We start from the raw sequence: 18609 nt of genomic DNA, 5'->3' as shown, positions 1-18609 counted from the left end.
ATGTTTACCTAACCTATGTTGATAAGCGTAGTGTAATTTACTGATCATCAGGATGCTATCTATTTGCCACATCTTCCTTTGCCAGTTCTTGATTTAGCTGTTCAAATTTAGTGGTCATAGTAGCGTGAAAGAAAGATGACCATTGTTTAATTGAGCGGCTATCATCAAGAATGATGGGGGCGTCCAGATCCACATACACGGTACCGTTGTTCCAACGATTCCAGCGCACTTTTTCGTGCAGATTACTCGCGGTTACCATAACCACAGGTTCATTGACCGCTTGAGCGAGTCTAAATGCACCGGTTTTAAAGGGTAAAATGCCTTTACCATAACTACGGGTTCCTTCAGGAAATACCCATACAGAAGTACGTTTTTGACGAATTTTTTCACCGGCAATTAGCAGGGTGTCTCTTGCTTTACCACTATTTTTTCGGTCAATCATAATGTTCCCGGATAACCAATAAATCTGGCCGAAAATCGGGATCCATTTTAAGCTTTTCTTACCGACGGTTACGACGCCGGGCAGTGCCGCTTTACAGATCGTAATCAGATCAAAACTATTTTGATGATTGGCGATAAAAATATAGGGTGTGTTTGGGTCGATTTTGTCATTTTTTCTGACCACAACTTTTAAGCCGACGATCCACGACATCAATGCATATGCCTGACCAGCAACGTGCACATTGTCTCGATGAAAGGGCCGAACAATACAAACAATAAAAACGAAAATATTAATAAAAATGAATGCAAAAAAAAGCGCAAAAATGCGGAGTATGGCTAACACACGATATCCTGTTGACTATTTTGCGCGAAGTATACGGGATATTCCGTAAATCAGATGTCCGATCAGTGATTCTTTTGCAATTGTTGTCATTTGTATCAAAGAAGTGTTGGCTTGATTAGCGAATCTGCCGATGAGGTGATATAACTTTACAGATAAGTTTGATCCGGTAACGCAGCATGCAAATTTTTACGCCAGAGGAGCTCGAAGACGATATTCTTAGCGAGCTCATGGAAGAAATTAACGAATTATATGAAGCCAGTGAACAAACGCTGATTGAGCTTGAACTTCGCCCTGAAGATAACGAGCTTCAACGCAGCTTGTTTCGGTCGGTGCATACGATAAAAGGGGATCTGGGGCTGGTTAACTTTTCCCCTATGGTGCCTTTACTTCAACACGTAGAAGATCTACTGGATTTCTTACGTAAAGGCCAGATTCATTACACTAGCACCATGAGCGATCTCGTTTTGCTCACCATGGATCAAGTTAAAGGCTTTGTGCAAAGCGTTATGAATGATGGACGGGCCAGTTACGACGAACATCTTCATGAACAGCTCGTGCAGGCAATATCCCGAATCTCTCCCCAGAACCATGCAGATCATGAACGATTGCTCACCGAAGCGGTGCAACTTTTAAATCCTGAATTAGGAAATACCGCACTGGGTGACGTGGATGGACTACAACAGAGCGTTTCTGGTCCTCCGGAGACGGTGGCGAACACGGGCATTCTTAAAACAGTCAGTGGTGATAAACGAGACGACATGGTTTTTTTCAGAAATCTGATGCAAACCATCGAACATCGGTCAAATTACTGGGCTGGAAGAGGCGATCGTATTGCCAAATTAGCCTTGTATATTAATCATGAAGCAGGAAGTCCTATTGACGATGACCAATTGTCAGTCGCTTGCTATGTACACGACTTTGGCATGGCGTTTATGCCATTAACGCTACTGAATAAAAACGAGCCTTACACCCAAGCCGAATTTAACCTTATGCGATCCCATGTTTATAAAAGTTCACGCTTACTAGAGCATTTAGAGCATTGGAATCATGCCCGTAAAATTGTGATGCAGCATCATGAGCGGGTGGATGGCAACGGGTATCCGTTGGGTCTAAAAGAAGAGGATATTTGCGATGGTGCAAAATTGTTGGGTATTTTAGATACCTTCGACGCCATGACCCATTCGCGGGCTCATAATCAAGATAAACAGATGTCTAAGAAGCAGGCGGTCATTGCCCTTAATCGGGCGGCAGACGGGCAGTTTAGTGCCAAATGGATACGCCATTTCAACCGCGTGATGACCCGCCTTTTGACCCAAGGGGCATAGGCTCACGCCATGACCGTTTGTTCATCTACCGGCATGGCGTGTTCTGGCAAAGAAAAAGCGGCAAACGTTTAATCGTTCACATCAAGTTCTTTGAGTTTGCGAGTCAGGGTATTACGACCCCAGCCTAAGCGTTTAGCTGCATCTTGCTTGTGCCCATGGGTATAGTGAAGCGCCCGTTCCAATAAGATTTTTTCAAAGGTGAGCATGGCATCGTTGAGAATATTAAAGTGTCCCTCTTGCAACTGTTGATCGGTCCATTTTGCCAACAACTCAGGCCAATCACCAACAGTGGCAGCGCCAGATTTTTCGATGGTATTTTCAGAGTGGATCTCTGGGGGTAAATCGGTGGGTAACACTTCCTGACCACTGGCCATTACGGTTAACCATCGACAGACGTTTTCTAACTGCCTCACGTTGCCGGGCCATGCCAGTTGCGCCATGAGTTTTTCCGCTTCCTTGCTTAAAAGTTTAGACTCTACATCTAATTCTTTTGCCGCGGAACGTAAGAAATGTCGAGCCAATAGAGGAATGTCTTCTCTGCGCTCTGCCAGAGAGGGAATATGGATCCGGATGACGTTTAAACGGTGAAACAAATCTTCCCGGAATTTGCCCTCGGCCACACGTTGTTCCAAGTTCTGGTGGGTGGCAGCGATAATACGCACGTCAACGGTGACAGACTGGTGCCCACCAACGCGATAAAACTGCCCGTCAGCAAGTACACGGAGCAACCGTGTTTGCACATCCAGAGGCATATCTCCAATTTCATCAAGAAATAAAGTGCCGCCATTGGCTTGTTCAAAGCGACCTTGGCGGGCGGTTTGTGCGCCAGTAAAGGCCCCTTTCTCATGGCCAAAAAGCTCTGATTCCACCAGATCGGCGGGAATGGCAGCCATGTTCAATGCAATAAAGGGGTTAGCAGAGCGTGGGCTATGACGATGCAGTGCATGGGCCACTAACTCTTTACCAGTACCGGATTGACCATTTATTAATACGCTGATAGAAGAGCGAGATAAACGACCTATGGCTCGAAACACTTCCTGCATGGCAGGCGCTTCGCCAATGATTTCGGTGGCCGTGTCATCTTGGGGAGCTTGATTCTGTCGAGATTGTTCTCGGGCATGAGCCAGAGCTCGTTGTACCAAGGTGACGGCTTCGTCGATATCAAAGGGTTTGGGCAAATATTCGAAGGCACCACTTTGATAAGCATTAACCGCACTGTCTAAATCAGAATGAGCGGTCATAATGATCACAGGGATAACAGGATCAATATTATGTACTTCATTAAGTAACGTCATGCCATCCATTTGTGGCATGCGTATATCAGAAACGATGACTTCTGGGCTTTGGCCACTGTTAAGTTGCAACAGCAAATCTTCTGGGTTCTCAAAGCTTAGACAACCAATATTTGCTGCTTGTAACGCTTTTTGTAGTACCCAGCGAATGGAGCTGTCGTCATCTACAATCCAAACGGATTCATTATTCATTGTCCGACTCCTTTCTTGGGATAGGAAGATAAAGCGTAAATTCAGTGTGTCCGGGATGACTATCCACTTCTATTTTACCGCCGTGGTGGTTAATTAAGGTTTGTGCAATGGACAGGCCTAAGCCGCTACCATTTTGTTTACTGCTGACCATTGGATAGAACAAGGTATCTCTGATCTCTGCTGGTATCCCAGGACCATTGTCGATAATTTGGATTTTAGCGACCAAAGAATGTCGCTTGCCTAATATGGTCATTTGCCTGTCAATTCGGGTAACAAGACGAATTTGCGGTGAGGGCGTTTTGGCTTCAGTTAACGCTTGTACGCTGTTGCGTAAAATATTGAGTACGGATTGCTGCACCATATCTTGATCGACCCGCAAATCAGGAATGCTGGGGTCGTAATCGCGAATGATGGTGATGGGGTTATCCGAGTCCACACTCATCAAGCTGCGTACTTTTTCTAGCGCTTGGTGAAGGTTGCTCCACTCTAAACGGGGCAACGCGTTGGGACCAAGCAAACGGTCGACTAGATTTCTAAGCCGGTCTGATTGATCAATGATCATCTGGGTAAATTCACTATGTGCCGGGTTTGTCAGTTCTTTTTCCAGTAACTGGGCTGCGCCTCGAATTCCCCCTAATGGGTTTTTAATTTCATGGGCCAAGCCTCGAATCAGCTCCCGAGCGGCATCATACTGGGCATTTTGTTGATTCTCTCTGGAAATACGACGTTGCTGATCAATACGGCGTACCTCAAACATGAGTTTAGGGCCGTCTTCAGTTTGTAAGTTCGTGACGGTAAGATCGGATAACACGTTGCGTCCATCTTTAAAGCATAAACGCATGTCGTTTTCGGTAAAGTCTTCACCCCGGCGCATCGCGGCACGTAACCGTGCGCTGTTTATTGCATTGGGTGCAAAAAACTCCGCAAGTTTGTGTCCAGATAATTGTTTTACGCCTGTTTCAAAAAGCGCTTCACCCGCGTGATTGGTATAAACAATCTGAAGTTGGCTGTTTACCATCACCAACGCAGTATTGAGGTTATTTAATAAGTGGTTTGTTTCAAACTCGGTAGCAAGCATGCCGAGCGGCTCCCCTTTGCACATTTATGGTGCATTATAGATTAATGTGCTCGATCAGCGAAGATTCAAGATAAAAATTAATTTTTGATGAACCCCTATGGTGCGTGGCATGCGCCACCATAGATCGCTAATTGCTGTTAATTAACACTGATGCTTGATGCAAATACAGTGTTTGTTGAGGGGATGATGCAAGACTCTTGCCTTTATTATCAATCAGATCCACATGATAAGTGTGGGCGCCGCGGTTAACGCCAGTAAGTTTAAAGGTGCCGCTGCTATTGCGCCAATTTGCTTGGTTATCAAAGGTTAGGCGGTATTGACCTTTAAAGGTAGGAGATGAGGAGGCGGTGATTGTTACGTTGCCCAGATTGTCCCGTAGGGTCGCTTCAGGCTTAGGTGAAACGATTGACACCTGATAACGAATCGTCGGCTTTTCTTGTTGGGGAATTTGAGGTTTAGGAACGGGTTGAGGATCGGCTACGTTCTTGGTGTAGTCATCCAGTTCCATGGGCTCGGCCCCAGACTGAGGGGTATCGGTATACAGTATTGTACCGTCTGGTTTAACGATTTTGTAAACTGTCTGAGCAGACAGCAGGGAAGAAAAGAACCAGACTACCAATAACTGTGTTTTCATGAGCGATGGGCCCTTCGTTTTCTTGTAAGTTTAGCAAAGTCACTGACGAAAAAAAGCCCGCTTTTTAGGCGGGCTTTTTACATAAACAAATGGGAACTAACAGCAGATATTAAACGCTGTAGTACATGTCAAACTCAACAGGGTGAGTCGACATACCGAGTTTGGTTACTTCTTCAGATTTCAGTTCGATGTATGCATCAATCATATCGTCAGTCATAACACCACCGGCTTTTAAGAAGTCGCGGTCATTATCAAGGGCTTCCAATGCCATTTCTAGTGAACTAGCAACGGTAGGAATTTCTTTGGCTTCTTCTGGTGGTAAGTCGTATAAGTCTTTGTCCATGGCATCGCCAGGGTGGATCTTATTCTTAATACCGTCAAGGCCAGCCATAAGCATAGAAGTAAATGCCAAGTATGGGTTAGCTGTAGGGTCAGGGAAACGTACTTCGATACGACGAGCTTTGTCGCTGGTCACATAAGGAATACGGATAGACGCAGAACGGTTACGGGCTGAATAAGCCAGCATTACAGGTGCTTCAAAACCAGGGACTAAACGCTTGTACGAGTTAGTAGATGCGTTAGCGAAGGCGTTGATTGCACGAGCGTGCTTAATAATACCACCGATGTAGAACAAGGCTTCTTCTGAAAGGCCTGCATATTTATCACCAGCAAAGATGTTTTTGCCATCTTTAGCAATTGATTGGTGAACGTGCATACCTGAACCGTTATCACCAACAAGAGGCTTAGGCATGAAGGTCGCTGTTTGACCGTATGCATGTGCTACGTTGTGAACAACATACTTATAAATTTGGATTTCATCAGCTTTTGATACCAGGGTATTAAAGGCTGCGGCAATTTCGTTTTGTCCGGCTGTTGCTACTTCATGGTGATGAGCTTCGATAACCAGCCCCATTTCTTCCATTACTAAGCACATTGCGCCACGAATGTCGTGGGCAGAATCTACTGGAGGTACTGGGAAGTAACCACCTTTAACACCTGGACGGTGACCAAGGTTGCCGCCTTCGAAGTCCGCACCTGAATTCCATTTTGCTTCAGCCGCGTCAATCTTGAAGAAAGAGCCGGCCATGTCTGTGTGGAATTTCACATCATCAAACAAGAAGAACTCAGGTTCTGGACCTACGTAACAGGTATCACCAATGCCAGTAGATTTTAAGTATTCTTCAGCACGACGTGCTACAGAACGAGGATCACGCTCGTAACCTTCCAATGTGGTAGGTTCAACGATGTCGCAGCGGATATTAACTTGGGCTTCCTCAGCAAACGGGTCGATTACTGCTGTGGTTGCATCAGGCATTAGAATCATGTCTGATTCATTAATGCCCTTCCAGCCAGCGATAGAAGAGCCGTCAAACATTTTACCTTCTTCAAAGAATTCATCATCGATCAGGTTAGCAGGAATCGATACGTGCTGCTCTTTACCTTTTGTGTCGGTAAAGCGCAAATCCACAAATTTCGCTTCGCTTTCTTTGATCAGCTCTAATGTCTTTTCTACTGACATCGTGTCCTCCGGATTTATTAGCATAAAAAGTGGGGTGAACAATTTCACTCCAAAATAATTAACAATTTGTGAAGCGATATTCGTGCCATATAGCTGCTTGACGTATTTACGCGGGGTAGCAGGGAACGACAGTGAATTACGGCTCCCGATATGCACTATAATGGTGCTTTAAGGCTTCATTATGGTGCGCACCGGCATGACGCCGTGCTTCGGACCCTAGCCTAGAGCATTCTCCGTAGTGATACCAGTATAACCCTCGTTTTTCCCTTCTCTTGCAGGCGTATAGATGGCTGTAATATAATTGCTAAAATAAAAAGTGAAAAAATGTGCGCAATGTAGTGGGAATTTCTGTACAATCCGCGCACATTTTACTATCCCGTTACCGCAAATAAATCTGCAAGGCGCTATTCAGCCTCACAAACGCGGATCTCCAAGGCTTTGACCCAATGAACACCACTGATATAAATAAATTACGTAATATTGCAATTATCGCTCACGTTGACCACGGTAAAACTACCCTTGTAGACAAATTGCTTCAGCAATCTGGCACGCTTGAAAGTCGTGGAGAAGCCCAAGAGCGGGTAATGGACTCTAACGACATCGAGAAAGAACGCGGTATTACGATTTTGGCGAAAAATACTGCCATTAACTGGAATGATTACCGCATTAATATTGTAGATACTCCTGGACACGCAGACTTCGGTGGTGAAGTAGAGCGCGTTATGTCTATGGCCGACTCAGTATTGCTGTTAGTTGATGCGCAAGAAGGACCTATGCCGCAAACTCGCTTTGTAACACAAAAAGCGTTTGCACAGGGCCTGAAGCCAATTGTCGTGATTAACAAAATTGACAAGCCAGGCGCACGCCCAGATTGGGTAATGGATCAGGTTTTCGACTTGTTTGATAATCTTGGCGCCACGGACGACCAATTAGATTTTCAGGTTGTCTATGCATCAGCATTAAATGGCTGGGCGTCAATGGATTCCGACACGCAGGGTGAAGACATGACTGCGTTGTTCGAAACCATCGTTGAACAAGTTGCCGCGCCAGATGCCGATGCAGCAGGTCCTTTCCAGATGCAAATCTCCCAGCTTGACTACAACTCTTATGTTGGTGTTATTGGTGTAGGCCGAGTTAAACGCGGTAGCGTTAAAATGAACCAGCAGGTTACTGTGGTTACGGCTGAAGGCAAAACGCGCAATGGTAAAGTTGGACAAGTATTAGGTTATCTTGGCCTTGACCGTCACGAAGTAGACTCTGCTAGCGCCGGCGACATCATTGCTGTGACTGGCCTTGGTGAACTGAAAATTTCAGATACCATTTGTGATATCAATACCATCGAAGCGTTGCCTCCGTTATCGGTAGATGAACCTACGGTTACTATGACTTTCCAAGTCAATACTTCTCCATTTGCAGGGAAAGAAGGGAAGTATGTAACATCCAGAAACATCTTAGAACGTCTTAACGATGAACTGATTCATAACGTGGCATTGCGAGTTGAAGAAACTGAAGATCCAGATAAATTCCGCGTATCAGGCCGTGGTGAATTACACCTTGGTATCTTGATTGAAAATATGCGTCGTGAAGGCTACGAACTGGCTGTATCTCGTCCAGAAGTAATTCTTAAAGAGATTGATGGTGAATTGCACGAACCGTTTGAAACCTTAACCATCGATTGTGAAGAAGCACACCAAGGTTCTATCATGGAACAACTTGGCCTGCGTAAAGCTGAGTTAACGGATATGTCACCAGATGGAAAAGGTCGTATCCGTATGGACTTTACCATTCCAAGCCGTGGCTTGATTGGTTTCCAAACTGACTTTATGACCATGACATCAGGTTCTGGCTTGCTTTATCATACATTCGATCACTACGGCCCTCATAAAGGCGGTGTAATCGGTAAGCGTAAAAACGGTGTACTGATTGCCAATGCTAACGGTAAAGCATTAACCAATGCCTTGTTTAACCTGCAAGAACGTGGTCGTTTATTTATTGGCCATGGTGTTGAAGTGTACGAAGGTATGATTATCGGTATTCATAGCCGAGACAACGACCTTACTGTTAATGCCCTTAAAGGTAAGCAGTTAACTAACGTACGTGCATCAGGTACAGATGAAGCCCAGACCCTAGTACCACCGGTGAAAATGACACTGGAACAGGCACTCGAATTCATCGATGACGACGAATTGGTTGAAGTAACACCAGAAAGTATTCGAATCCGTAAGAAATTACTGACCGAGAACGAACGTAAGCGTGCTTCCAGAGACAAAAAGTAACAATTTACGATGAAAAAAGCGCCTAACGGGCGCTTTTTTTTTAACTAAAGCAGGGTAGTAATTCGGTGTAGACCGATTATCCTTGTCATTTCCCGTTGCAGTTGAGAAGGAGTAGTCTGGTCTATGAGTAATTATTCTATCGTTGTCATCGACGACGATACCGTGACTTTGGATATTGTGACCTATGCCTTAGAAGAGGCTTTTGAAGTAACCGTGTTAGCGTTTAGTCGTAGCGAGATGGCGCGAGAGTTTCTGCTTAGTCCGGCAGGGAAAAGCTTGGCGCTCATTATCAGTGATCAGAATATGCCAGTATATGATGGCCTGACTTTACTGAAAGAGTGTCGTGGGGTTGGCGTTGACGCGCCCTTTATTCTACTAACCGGCGATGCCACCAGAGAAACCGTACTGGCGGCTAAGCAAGGTGGAGCTACCCAATTTTTAGCCAAACCTTTTGCCAGTGAAGATTTGGTCAGTAAGGTAAAGTCGTTGCTGGACAAGATACCGCCTCTAGTCAACTGACAGCTTTTTCGATTACACTGACAACCAAGGTGTAAAACCTAAGCGATATCTTTTCTTTTTTCACCCTAATCACAGGATATTTTCAGTGTCTTTTAATTTTGATGATACGCCTTCTCGCCAGGGTACTTATTCTTTCAAATGGCAGAAGTACGAAGGACAGGACGTTATTCCTGCCTGGGTTGCTGATACCGAATTTCGTTGTGCACAGCCCATATTGGATGCATTGGCCGCTAAAGTTGATCATGGCAACCTTGGGTATGTACTTCCTGCCCAATATCAGCCAGCTATAGAAGCGGTGCAGCGATGGCTTAAAGAGAAACATAATTGGGAAATTGATGCCGACTGGTTGGTATGGACACCAGGAGTGGTGCCGGGGTTTAACATAGCTTGTAAAGCGTATTGTGAACCCGGCGACAAAGTGATGGTACAGACCCCCAATTATCCGCCGTTATTAGCCGCACCCAAAATTAACGGGTTAGAGCGAGTGGATATTGGCACCGTGGAAGTGGATGGCCGTCCTACATTGGATTTTGCTGAGCTTGAAACCCAAGCCGCCGATCCAAAGTGTAAATTACTGATCTTATGCAATCCAATGAACCCAGTGGGCAGCGTATTGAGCCAAGATGAAATCAATCGTATTGCTGAACTTTGTCAAACCCACAACGTTAAATTGTGTTCAGACGAAATACACTGTGACCTGATACTTGATGAAACCGTATCACACATTCCTGCAGGACGGGTTGAAGCCTTAAAGGACATCAGTGTTACCTTAATGGCGGCCAGTAAGACCTTTAACGTAGCGGGGCTAGGCGCATCCTTTGCGATTATTCCAGACCGGCAGATACGTCAGCAATTTACACAAGCCGCAGCGGGGCATATGCCCTGGGTCAACTTGCTAGGGTTAGTGGCGACTGAAGCGGCCTTTACTCAATGTGATGATTGGCACCAACAGATGCTCAGTTATCTGCGAGGAAATCAGAAACGGGTTGTCGAAGCCATTAATGCCATTGACGGTCTAAAAGTACACGCCTCTCAAGCAACCTTTCTTGCTTGGGTGGACGCCAGTGGTTTAGATGTGCCTAATGTACAGACCTGGGCAGAGAACCGTGGCGTTGGCCCTTCACCGGGTATTGATTTTCTAGCACCGGATCATTTCAGAATTAATTTTGGTTGCAGTCGCAGTATGCTCGACGCCATACTTACTCGCTTAGCCGGTAACTAAACTCACTAATTTATAACCGGTCAACGCGCAGACAAATAGCACAATGAGAGCCCCCACAAGGTTGCTTATTGTGCTATTTCTAAAGCTGCTAGGCACGCTATCTCGGTTCATAACAACCAGCAAAAACACCGCAATAATTGGCAATAAAATACCATTGGCTGCCTGAGCAAATAAGATGGCGGTCAAGGGTTTAAAGCCCATGCTGGCCACGCCAACCCCTGTGGCTATCACAACAAACCCAATGATTCTAAACAAGGTGCTGTCGAGTTGTGCCGGTTTACCCATTGCACCGCATACGGCGTAGGCGGCGGCAAGGGGAGCGGTGATGGTACTGGTTAATCCTGCAGCAAAAAGCCCAGCGGCGAAAAACCATTTTGCGCTATGGCCTAACACCGGCGCCAATTGCTCTCCCATATTGCCGGCATTCAACGTGGCAGCCTGCCCGAAAAATGCGGTCATGGCAGTGGCGACAATGACAAGGGTAATGGCTCCGCCCATACCAATCGCGATGACTGATTGGCGTCGGCATTCTTTTACGGCTTGTAGCTTATTGGCGCCTTTATATTGCTGCGATACCAGGCTGGCATGGAGAAAAAGGTTGTACGGCACGATGGTGGTACCAATGAGCGCTAACACCATGGTGATGGACTGAGCATCAATACGGGGAGAAAACAACTGTGTCAGCATGGTTCCAATATCGGGTTGGGCTACCGCGAGGGTAACCACAAACACTAACGCCATGATGGCGACTAGGCATACTAACGCAGTTTCAATCAGTTTGTATTTACCGCTAAGAAGCAGTACGCAGGCAACCACCCCCAGCAACATTGACCAAGACGCGTTACCTAAAGGAATTATGGTATTTAACCCAATGGCTGCACCCGTTAGGTTACCGGATTCATAAGCGGCATTGCCAATACCAATGGCGGCGATAATGAGAAAGGCGATGAAAAAACGTAAGGGTTTAAGTGTGGTGAGATCCATTAGGCAGGTGGAAAGGCTTTTGCCTGTGCCAATGCCAAGGCGTGCTGCCATATCTTGCAATACCATGGTGGCGAATATAGAAAACAACAACGCCCAAGCTAGATGAAAGCCATAGCCTGCACCGGCAAGACTGGCGGTGGTTACCGTACCTGGCCCGATAAAAGCTGCGGCGACGATATACCCTGATTTATCTTTTGACATATTTTCACTGCCGGTTAAATGTTATTGTTTATTCAAGCAGTGCCAAGCATAGCGATGATTCCTACCTAATGACAAGTACATAAATTGAAATGAAGAACAAAGTGACAACATTAGATGATTTATACCTTGAGCCGACTTTACAGGTGTTGTTACCTGAAAAAGCCTATACCCAAGGCTTTACCTTTGCCGTTGCGACGAGCCCAGAAATACCTATGCCGGAAACTTGGATGCCGTGGTTGATGACAAAGTCTGGCGATTTACCTTCAACCTCATTGCTCGATACGCTGGCTGAAGGGCTTATGGATGGCTTAAGAACGCACCTTAATGCCATGCGCCTTAATGCCGCCTTATTGCCACAAAGATACCTTACGCTTAGCGCGGGCATGCCCAATCCTACGTTATCATTATGGCTAACTGGATTACTGGCTGCCCACGCAAAACTCGAACCCTGCTGGCAACGGGCTTGGACCTTAGCCAAACAATCGTCTGCTGATGACTTAGCGCAAGATAAAGAAGATCCCAGCAAGCGTCTCACCCGATGCTTAAAGCTTTTTACTACCTTGGCAGATGCACAAATGGCATTGTCGATGAGAAACCAAGAACAAAGGTTGTTATTAAAGGAAAATATGTCGAAATTGGTGGCGCAAATACCAGCCATACTTGAGGATTACGTTGAGCTTGCAGGGGAGTTAGCGGGGGTATTACCTAATCAGTTTGAAAACTTCACGCAGCCGAGTCAGTAAAACAAGGCGATTACCGCTGACGCTTAGCTAAATTATTGCGAACCGAACTGATATATTGGTTTAATTCTTCTTTAGCTGATTCATAGGCACGATTTAACTCGGCGGAATCCGGTTCTTTTAATAATGCTTGGAACGCCCGGTCTGTCTTTTCTAGCAGCGCTTTTAAATGTTCGTTGTTTACGTCCATGTTTATTTCACCTTATAAAAATAAGTAGACCAGAGTAAAACGTAATTTCTTCCTTTAATTACGGGATTAAAAGTCTATAAGCATCAAAATGGTTTAACCACTGCTAGAATTACGATGGCCAGTAACAATAAAACTGGGGCTTCGTTAAGGAAGCGATAAAATTTGGCTGAATGAACATTTTTGTCGTATTCAAATTGTTTCATGAGTTTATATAAATAGATGTGATAACCGTAAATGGCAAGTAATAGTACGAACTTTACATGCAACCAAGCAGACGCCTTTAACCACGCCAGTCCATACATATAAATAAGCGCAAACCCAAAAATAGCGGTTAAAATGGCAAAAGGTGTGATAAAAAACCACAATCTTCGTTCCATTATTTTAAATTGGTCTTTGACTACCTGATGCTCAGCGCCAGCATGATAAACAAATAGTCGTGGCAGATAAAAAATACCTGCAAGCCATGCTATAACGAAAAAAATATGCAGAGCTTTAATCCAGAAAATCATAAAATACCTGTTTAATATTGTGCTCTTTGCAAGAACGACTGCAGAATATTCCAAGTAATGACACCTTGAATTTCCTGTTTATTTTGCTCAAAAATATACACGGCACCAGTGCGACGGTTTTTAAGCTTTTCGTACACTTCATTTAATGTTGCCTGACTCATGACCCCTTCCATGTTGTGGTAACTTAGCGGCTGAGCATTGTGTTCTAAACTCACATCGTATTGTACTAGCTTAAAGGTGACATCGCGCTCCGACCTGATCTTTTGTACAACCACATGGGTTGGACTGTCGGAAAGGTAATTTTCGATGACCTCTTCCGGCGCATTGTAAAAAAGCTTGTAATCTTTTGTCATGGCAGCAAGAACCCCGGTTTTTTCCAGAGATTCCTGCACCGACGAGAGAGCATAGGGTAGTTTTTGATAATCTAGCTGTCTAATGAATATCGAGCGATTGCCTAAAAATTGAGTTGCAGTGACGTAGGCCGGTACGATCACTAACATAGCCGGTAATATAATTTGTGGGCTGTAGGATAATTCCATTACCGCGGATAACGCAGCCAAAGGCGCATGAAGCACCGCAGTGAGCATACCGGCGACCCCTAACAGGGCAAAGCTACTGGTAAATTCATCGATATCAACAACCCCTTGTAATGGCATTAATAATACCGAGCCCGCTAACATCCCTATCACCATCACCGGGCCAATGATGCCGCCGGGCACCCCAAGTCCGATAGCAAATACGGCAAGAAAGAATTTTGCGATTAAAATAGTGATAAGTAGTAACGCACCAGGGTGAGTGCCAAATAAATGCTCCACATCTTCAAAGTTTGCCCCCAGGCTTTCCGGTTGCAGGGCGCCGACACAACCGGTAATGACCGCCGCTAATATTAAGCGCCACACCATATTGAGGTGTCGGAAAGATTGCATGATGCGCATGATTTGAGAATTAAATAATGTCGCGAGGGCACCCAATACAATCCCTAAAAGAATAAAATACAAATACATCCATTCTTCTAATGCCGTGATTGCCAGAAATGACAATTCATTGACTTCACCAAATACCATGCGAGTGAGCACCGAACCGATGGCGGCGGCGAGCATAACGGGAACGAAGATATGAATTTTATACTCCCGTAAAACCACTTCCATAACAAAGATAACCGCTGCAAACGGTGTATTGAACGAAGCCGAGATCCCCGCGGCGATACCGCATCCTGCGAGGATCCGAATGCTGTTGTAGGGGAGGCGAAGCCATTGGCCTAAAAAGCTACTTCCCGACGCGCCTAGATGTACCGAGGGGCCTTCTCTGCCCACTACAAATCCGCCAGCTAATGCCATCATGCCACCAAAAAATTGATTTACCGTGGTACGAAACGGCACCATGCCATAGTAGTATTTTATGCGGTGAATAATGAAAGGAATGCCCATTCGGTAATGCTTAAAACCGGTAAGAAAGGCAATAAAAAGAATAATTAAGGCGGCGCCGATGGGCATGACGAACCAAATAATCCGTTCATCATCGGTGAATTGGCGAAGTTGAGAAAGGGCACTACCTTGCACCCATTCAATGCATAAGCGAAAAAGGATAATCAAACCCGCCGCAATGAAGCCACCTACAATACCAAGGATACAAAGTTGGACCGAGGTTCGGGGGTGGGCAAGTTCCTGTCGCAGCGATAAAAAATACATTAAACTGGCTTATCCTGTAGCGTTGAAATTTATCGTAACATAAGTTACTGCTTTTCTTAATAAGTGATAACAATTTCCGTGCCGGATTAGCGCACGGCGTAACCTGAGATTACCATGGCAAAACCGAGTAAGTTTTTTGTGTTTACTTCCCATCAAAAACCGCGGGATTTAGGGGTGTTTAGCATCGTGGCAGTGGTGATGATGTTGTTCGGTTATTTAATCGCGTCTTATCAAAAGCAAGCTCTTGAATTAAAACTCGAAAATGAAAGTCATACTCGAACGGTCCTCGAACAAGAGAACCAACGCTTGCACACTCGGCTAAGCGAACTTGAAGTGAGCGAAATACTCGCCACTAATAAGCGAGAGAATACCGAGGCGGAATTGCGCACATTACAAGGGCAGGTACTAAAATTAGAAGAACAACTCAGTTTTTATCAACGGGTAATGGCACCAGAAAAGACCCAAGATGGCTTTTTCATTGATAGTGTGCAGATTACTCCGAAGGCAAGTGAAAATGCCTATCGCTTGCAAGCCCTCTTGTTGCAACAATATAGTCAAAAAGTGTTGCTTAAAGGGGCACTGAAAATCGTCATTAAAGGAAGTAAAGGCGGTAAACCTTATTGGTTAGCACCGGGAGAAACCGGCTTCTTACCCGATGGACCAATAGCGTGGCGTTTTCGTTATTTTCAGGCCTTGGATTTTAGCTTTACACTGCCGGTGGACTTTATTCCTGAGCAAGTCGTATTTAGTTCTGATGTCTATAAGTGGAAAACTAACCAAGGTTATTATGAATTGACCCTGAGTTGGCCAGAGGTTTTCAACGGGACAGAAGATGAGGTGCAGTAACTAAAAAAGCGGTCAGGTCGGTAAAAGCGCTAGTCTCGTTTATGGTAATCTGGTGACAACTGATCGCGAGTAGCGGGTAATAGTTGATTGCGTTACTCAGGTATTAGATAATTGGGCGAATCGGGCGGGTTCGCCTAAAGCGTTTGTGAGGTAACTATGTCTGTAGAAATGGCGATGCCCATTGAGTTTTCTGACTCAGCAGCAAAGAAAGTGAAAGAGCTGGTTCTGGAAGAAGAAAATCCAGCATTAAAGTTACGTGTGTATGTCACAGGTGGGGGCTGTTCCGGCTTCCAGTATGGCTTTACCTTCGATGAGAAAGTCAATGAAGGTGATATGACCATTGAAAAAGATGATGTCACCTTGGTAGTGGATCCCATGAGCCTGCAATATTTAGTGGGTGGTGTTGTGGATTATGTAGATGGCTTGGAAGGCTCTCGGTTTCTTGTTAACAACCCGAATGCCACTACTACCTGCGGGTGTGGTGCCAGTTTCAGTGTCTAATATCCATTGATATTATTGTGATGATGTATTTGTAATGACGTTACATCGGATGAGAAAACGTTTCTCACGATGTATAAATTAACTTATTAGATCCGGTTTAAGAGAGCTGTTTTATGAAATTATATGGTTCAACAACGTCGCCTTTCGTTCGACGGATTCGCCTCCTTCTTGCAAATACTGCGCATGAATTCATTAATCTGAATATTTTTGAAGGCGAGGGTCGGGAGATCCTTGCATCGAAGAACCCCACATTAAAAGTGCCTTGTCTGGAAGACGAGGGTCAGATGATCTTCGATTCTCGGGTAATTTATAATTATCTTAAGGCCAAATTTGATTATCCTAGTATAACTTGGGATCAAGAAAATCAACTTACGTTAATCGATGCGGCCAACGACTCTTTCGTGTCCTTGTTCATGTTGAAACGTTCCAATATTGAAGCGGATGCAGACGCCTTGTTTGTTCGCCTGCAAAAGGAACGTGTTATCTCTACCCTTACTTTGCTAGACCAGATGGTAGAAGCTGGTGAATTTGATGGTTGGAGTTATCCTTCTATTGCTTTATTCACACTTATTGACTGGGTAGAGTTCCGTAACTTGCATCCGTTGAATGACCTTGGGCATCTAAAAGCCTTTCGTGAAGAGCACATCGAACGAATTGAGGTGACAGCCACGGATCCCCGTCTTTAAACGGTAAGCTGTATTTACCGTACTCCCTGACAATCCAATTTAGCGGCCCTAACGTACTGGTGTTATCAGTGTGCTAAAGGGCCGTTTATCATGCCAGACCTCCATTTATCTGCGGATCTACCGCTAACGCCGAGCCGAGCTTACGAAGCATTTTCTCATACCGAACTGCTGAGCGTATGGCTGGTGGCATCGCCACAAGCGCTGCTTTCTCTATCCATCGATTTTATTGAAGGCGGTACGTTTCGTTTTCAGCTACTCAATATTGAAGAACAATGTATAACCTGTAAGGGCGAATTTGCTAGGTTGCGACCGAAAGAACAAATTTCTTTTTCTATGCATATAAGTGGTTTAAGTGATGATGTGGGGGAAACCAGTGTGGATATTCGTCTCTTTCCCCAAGCACAAGGGGTGCATATTGTGGTTCATCACGAAGGGATTAATAGTTCAAAGATGGCAGATAAACTCACTGTTTACTGGGAGCAAGCGATTAGCCGTTTAGGCTTATTAGTTTAAGCAAAGAAGAACGGCACCGACCTAAGCCGGTGCCGACCTAAGATTATTGAGCAGTTTCGTTTACCACAATAACTTTACGGTGGGGGAATGGGATCTCAATATTGGCTTCATCCAGTGCTTTTTTGATTTGCTCTGGAATAGTATAGCGAACATCAAAATAGTGCTCACCGTGACAGAACGGGCGAACGATAAAGTCCACAGAGCTGTCGTTTAAGGTCTCGACTTCCACGAAGGGAGCCGGGTCTTGCAATACATGAGGGTGCTCGGCTAATACTTTATCAATCACCGCACGTGCTGCGTCTGTGTTTTCATCGTAAGCAACACCAAAAGTCATATCGACTCCACGAATAGGGTGGTGTGAATGGTTGATGATTTGCTCGCCCCAAATCTGGCTATTTGGAATAATAATATGTTGGTTATCAAAAGTTTGTAGAATAGTAGTAAACATATCCACTTCCGTTACCTTACCAAATTTTCCAGCAGCATCCACAAAGTCACCTACTTTATAAGGGCGGAAGATAAGCAGCATGACGCCAGCAGCTAGGTTCGATAAGGTGCCTTGTAGCGCTAAACCGACGGCAAGGCCAGCGGCGCCGAGCAGAGCGATAATTGACGCGGTTTGCACGCCAAAACGATTTAATACAGCGATACCCACAAAAGCAAGAATGGTGTAGCGCACCACACTACCAAAAAACTTAAATAAGGTATCGTCAAGCTGTGGATAACGGTTTGAAATAGCAACCATGGCTTTGTAGGCTTTACCAGCCACGAATATACCGATAATAAGTATAAATAGGGCGAGCAGAATATTCGTTGCCCACGCCAGTGCCGCAGGTAAGTATTGATTTACATCCAAAGATGCAATGAAATCTTCCATGTTAGGTGATCCTCTGTATTGGAAAGTCATTGA

19 protein-coding genes are annotated in these 18609 nt (G+C 45.0%); 9 read left to right on the top strand and 10 right to left on the bottom strand.

Features of this window, described 5'->3' with window-relative positions; translation table 11 throughout:
- Nucleotides 1-55 precede the first annotated feature (55 nt).
- Nucleotides 56-784, bottom strand: coding sequence for a 1-acylglycerol-3-phosphate O-acyltransferase (locus KO501_RS14885; protein WP_216030454.1), 729 nt, complete (start codon nucleotides 782-784; stop codon nucleotides 56-58).
- A 176-nt stretch (nucleotides 785-960) separates the two neighbouring features.
- On the opposite strand from KO501_RS14885, the gene KO501_RS14880 reads away from it, so the two are divergent.
- Nucleotides 961-2109 (top strand): HD domain-containing phosphohydrolase, encoded by a 1149-nt coding sequence (locus tag KO501_RS14880; RefSeq protein WP_216030453.1) that lies wholly within the window; start codon nucleotides 961-963, stop codon nucleotides 2107-2109.
- Between the two features lie 68 nt (nucleotides 2110-2177).
- Here KO501_RS14880 and glnG read toward each other — a convergent pair whose 3' ends face one another.
- From glnG to glnA, 4 genes are all read right to left on the bottom strand, one after another.
- Nucleotides 2178-3593, bottom strand: a complete 1416-nt coding sequence (gene glnG, locus KO501_RS14875; RefSeq protein WP_216030452.1) for a nitrogen regulation protein NR(I) — start codon at nucleotides 3591-3593, stop codon at nucleotides 2178-2180.
- Complete coding sequence (gene glnL, locus KO501_RS14870; protein ID WP_216030451.1) at nucleotides 3586-4671, bottom strand: nitrogen regulation protein NR(II); 1086 nt, start codon at nucleotides 4669-4671, stop codon at nucleotides 3586-3588. Before glnL ends, glnG begins: the two co-directional genes overlap by 8 nt.
- Before the next feature lie 127 nt (nucleotides 4672-4798).
- Nucleotides 4799-5305 (bottom strand): DUF4124 domain-containing protein, encoded by a 507-nt coding sequence (locus KO501_RS14865; RefSeq protein ID WP_216030450.1) that lies wholly within the window; start codon nucleotides 5303-5305, stop codon nucleotides 4799-4801.
- 109 nt (nucleotides 5306-5414) lie between these two features.
- Entirely contained in the window at nucleotides 5415-6824 is a 1410-nt protein-coding gene (glnA, locus tag KO501_RS14860) for a glutamate--ammonia ligase (protein ID WP_216030449.1), read from the bottom strand.
- 446 nt (nucleotides 6825-7270) lie between these two features.
- On the opposite strand from glnA, the gene typA reads away from it, so the two are divergent.
- The 3 genes from typA (at nucleotide 7271) to KO501_RS14845 (ending at nucleotide 10841) form a co-directional block, all read left to right on the top strand.
- Nucleotides 7271-9100: a translational GTPase TypA gene (gene typA, locus KO501_RS14855; RefSeq protein ID WP_216030448.1), complete on the top strand. Its 1830-nt coding sequence runs from the start codon at nucleotides 7271-7273 to the stop codon at nucleotides 9098-9100.
- Nucleotides 9101-9223: 123 nt separating this feature from the next.
- Nucleotides 9224-9619 carry a response regulator gene (locus KO501_RS14850; protein WP_216030447.1) on the top strand — a complete coding sequence of 132 codons (396 nt, stop codon included), beginning with the start codon at nucleotides 9224-9226 and terminating at the stop codon, nucleotides 9617-9619.
- 85 nt (nucleotides 9620-9704) lie between these two features.
- Nucleotides 9705-10841 (top strand): PatB family C-S lyase, encoded by a 1137-nt coding sequence (locus tag KO501_RS14845; protein WP_216030446.1) that lies wholly within the window; start codon nucleotides 9705-9707, stop codon nucleotides 10839-10841.
- On the opposite strand, the gene KO501_RS14840 is transcribed toward KO501_RS14845, so the two are convergent.
- Nucleotides 10827-12026 (bottom strand): Nramp family divalent metal transporter, encoded by a 1200-nt coding sequence (locus KO501_RS14840; RefSeq protein WP_216030445.1) that lies wholly within the window; start codon nucleotides 12024-12026, stop codon nucleotides 10827-10829. The two genes, KO501_RS14845 and KO501_RS14840, sit on opposite strands and share 15 nt — an antisense overlap.
- A 101-nt stretch (nucleotides 12027-12127) precedes the next feature.
- Between KO501_RS14840 and KO501_RS14835 the strand changes: the two genes are divergently transcribed.
- Complete coding sequence (locus KO501_RS14835; protein ID WP_216030444.1) at nucleotides 12128-12769, top strand: UPF0149 family protein; 642 nt, start codon at nucleotides 12128-12130, stop codon at nucleotides 12767-12769.
- 10 nt (nucleotides 12770-12779) lie between these two features.
- On the opposite strand, the gene KO501_RS14830 is transcribed toward KO501_RS14835, so the two are convergent.
- The 3 genes from KO501_RS14830 to KO501_RS14820 all read right to left on the bottom strand — a co-directional run bounded on the left by KO501_RS14830 (nucleotide 12780) and on the right by KO501_RS14820 (nucleotide 15153).
- Nucleotides 12780-12956 (bottom strand): hypothetical protein, encoded by a 177-nt coding sequence (locus tag KO501_RS14830; RefSeq protein ID WP_216030443.1) that lies wholly within the window; start codon nucleotides 12954-12956, stop codon nucleotides 12780-12782.
- 83 nt (nucleotides 12957-13039) lie between these two features.
- Complete coding sequence (locus KO501_RS14825) at nucleotides 13040-13465, bottom strand: CopD family protein (protein WP_216030442.1); 426 nt, start codon at nucleotides 13463-13465, stop codon at nucleotides 13040-13042.
- A gap of 11 nt (nucleotides 13466-13476) precedes the next feature.
- Nucleotides 13477-15153, bottom strand: coding sequence for a chloride channel protein (locus KO501_RS14820; protein WP_216030441.1), 1677 nt, complete (start codon nucleotides 15151-15153; stop codon nucleotides 13477-13479).
- Between the two features lie 114 nt (nucleotides 15154-15267).
- Here KO501_RS14820 and KO501_RS14815 point away from each other — a divergent pair, with 114 nt between their 5' ends.
- The 4 genes from KO501_RS14815 to KO501_RS14800 all read left to right on the top strand — a co-directional run bounded on the left by KO501_RS14815 (nucleotide 15268) and on the right by KO501_RS14800 (nucleotide 17699).
- Nucleotides 15268-15999 carry a DUF6776 family protein gene (locus KO501_RS14815; protein WP_216030440.1) on the top strand — a complete coding sequence of 244 codons (732 nt, stop codon included), beginning with the start codon at nucleotides 15268-15270 and terminating at the stop codon, nucleotides 15997-15999.
- 156 nt (nucleotides 16000-16155) lie between these two features.
- A complete protein-coding gene (gene erpA, locus KO501_RS14810) occupies nucleotides 16156-16500 on the top strand; it encodes an iron-sulfur cluster insertion protein ErpA (protein WP_216030439.1) in 345 nt (114 codons plus the stop codon).
- 113 nt (nucleotides 16501-16613) lie between these two features.
- On the top strand, nucleotides 16614-17186 hold the full coding sequence (locus KO501_RS14805) for a glutathione S-transferase family protein (RefSeq protein ID WP_216030438.1): 573 nt from the start codon (nucleotides 16614-16616) through the stop codon (nucleotides 17184-17186).
- Nucleotides 17187-17276: 90 nt separating this feature from the next.
- Nucleotides 17277-17699, top strand: a complete 423-nt coding sequence (locus KO501_RS14800) for an SRPBCC domain-containing protein (protein ID WP_216030437.1) — start codon at nucleotides 17277-17279, stop codon at nucleotides 17697-17699.
- A gap of 43 nt (nucleotides 17700-17742) precedes the next feature.
- Here the strand turns inward: KO501_RS14800 and KO501_RS14795 are convergent, their stop codons facing one another.
- Nucleotides 17743-18576 (bottom strand): mechanosensitive ion channel family protein, encoded by an 834-nt coding sequence (locus KO501_RS14795; protein ID WP_216030436.1) that lies wholly within the window; start codon nucleotides 18574-18576, stop codon nucleotides 17743-17745.
- Nucleotides 18577-18609 lie beyond the last annotated feature (33 nt).

It is taken from the genome of Alteromonas sp. C1M14 (assembly GCF_018860965.1).
Classification (GTDB): Bacteria; Pseudomonadota; Gammaproteobacteria; order Enterobacterales; family Alteromonadaceae; genus Alteromonas.
Note: the sequence above shows the minus strand (reverse complement) of the source record. Positions and strands in the feature narration are given on the sequence as shown.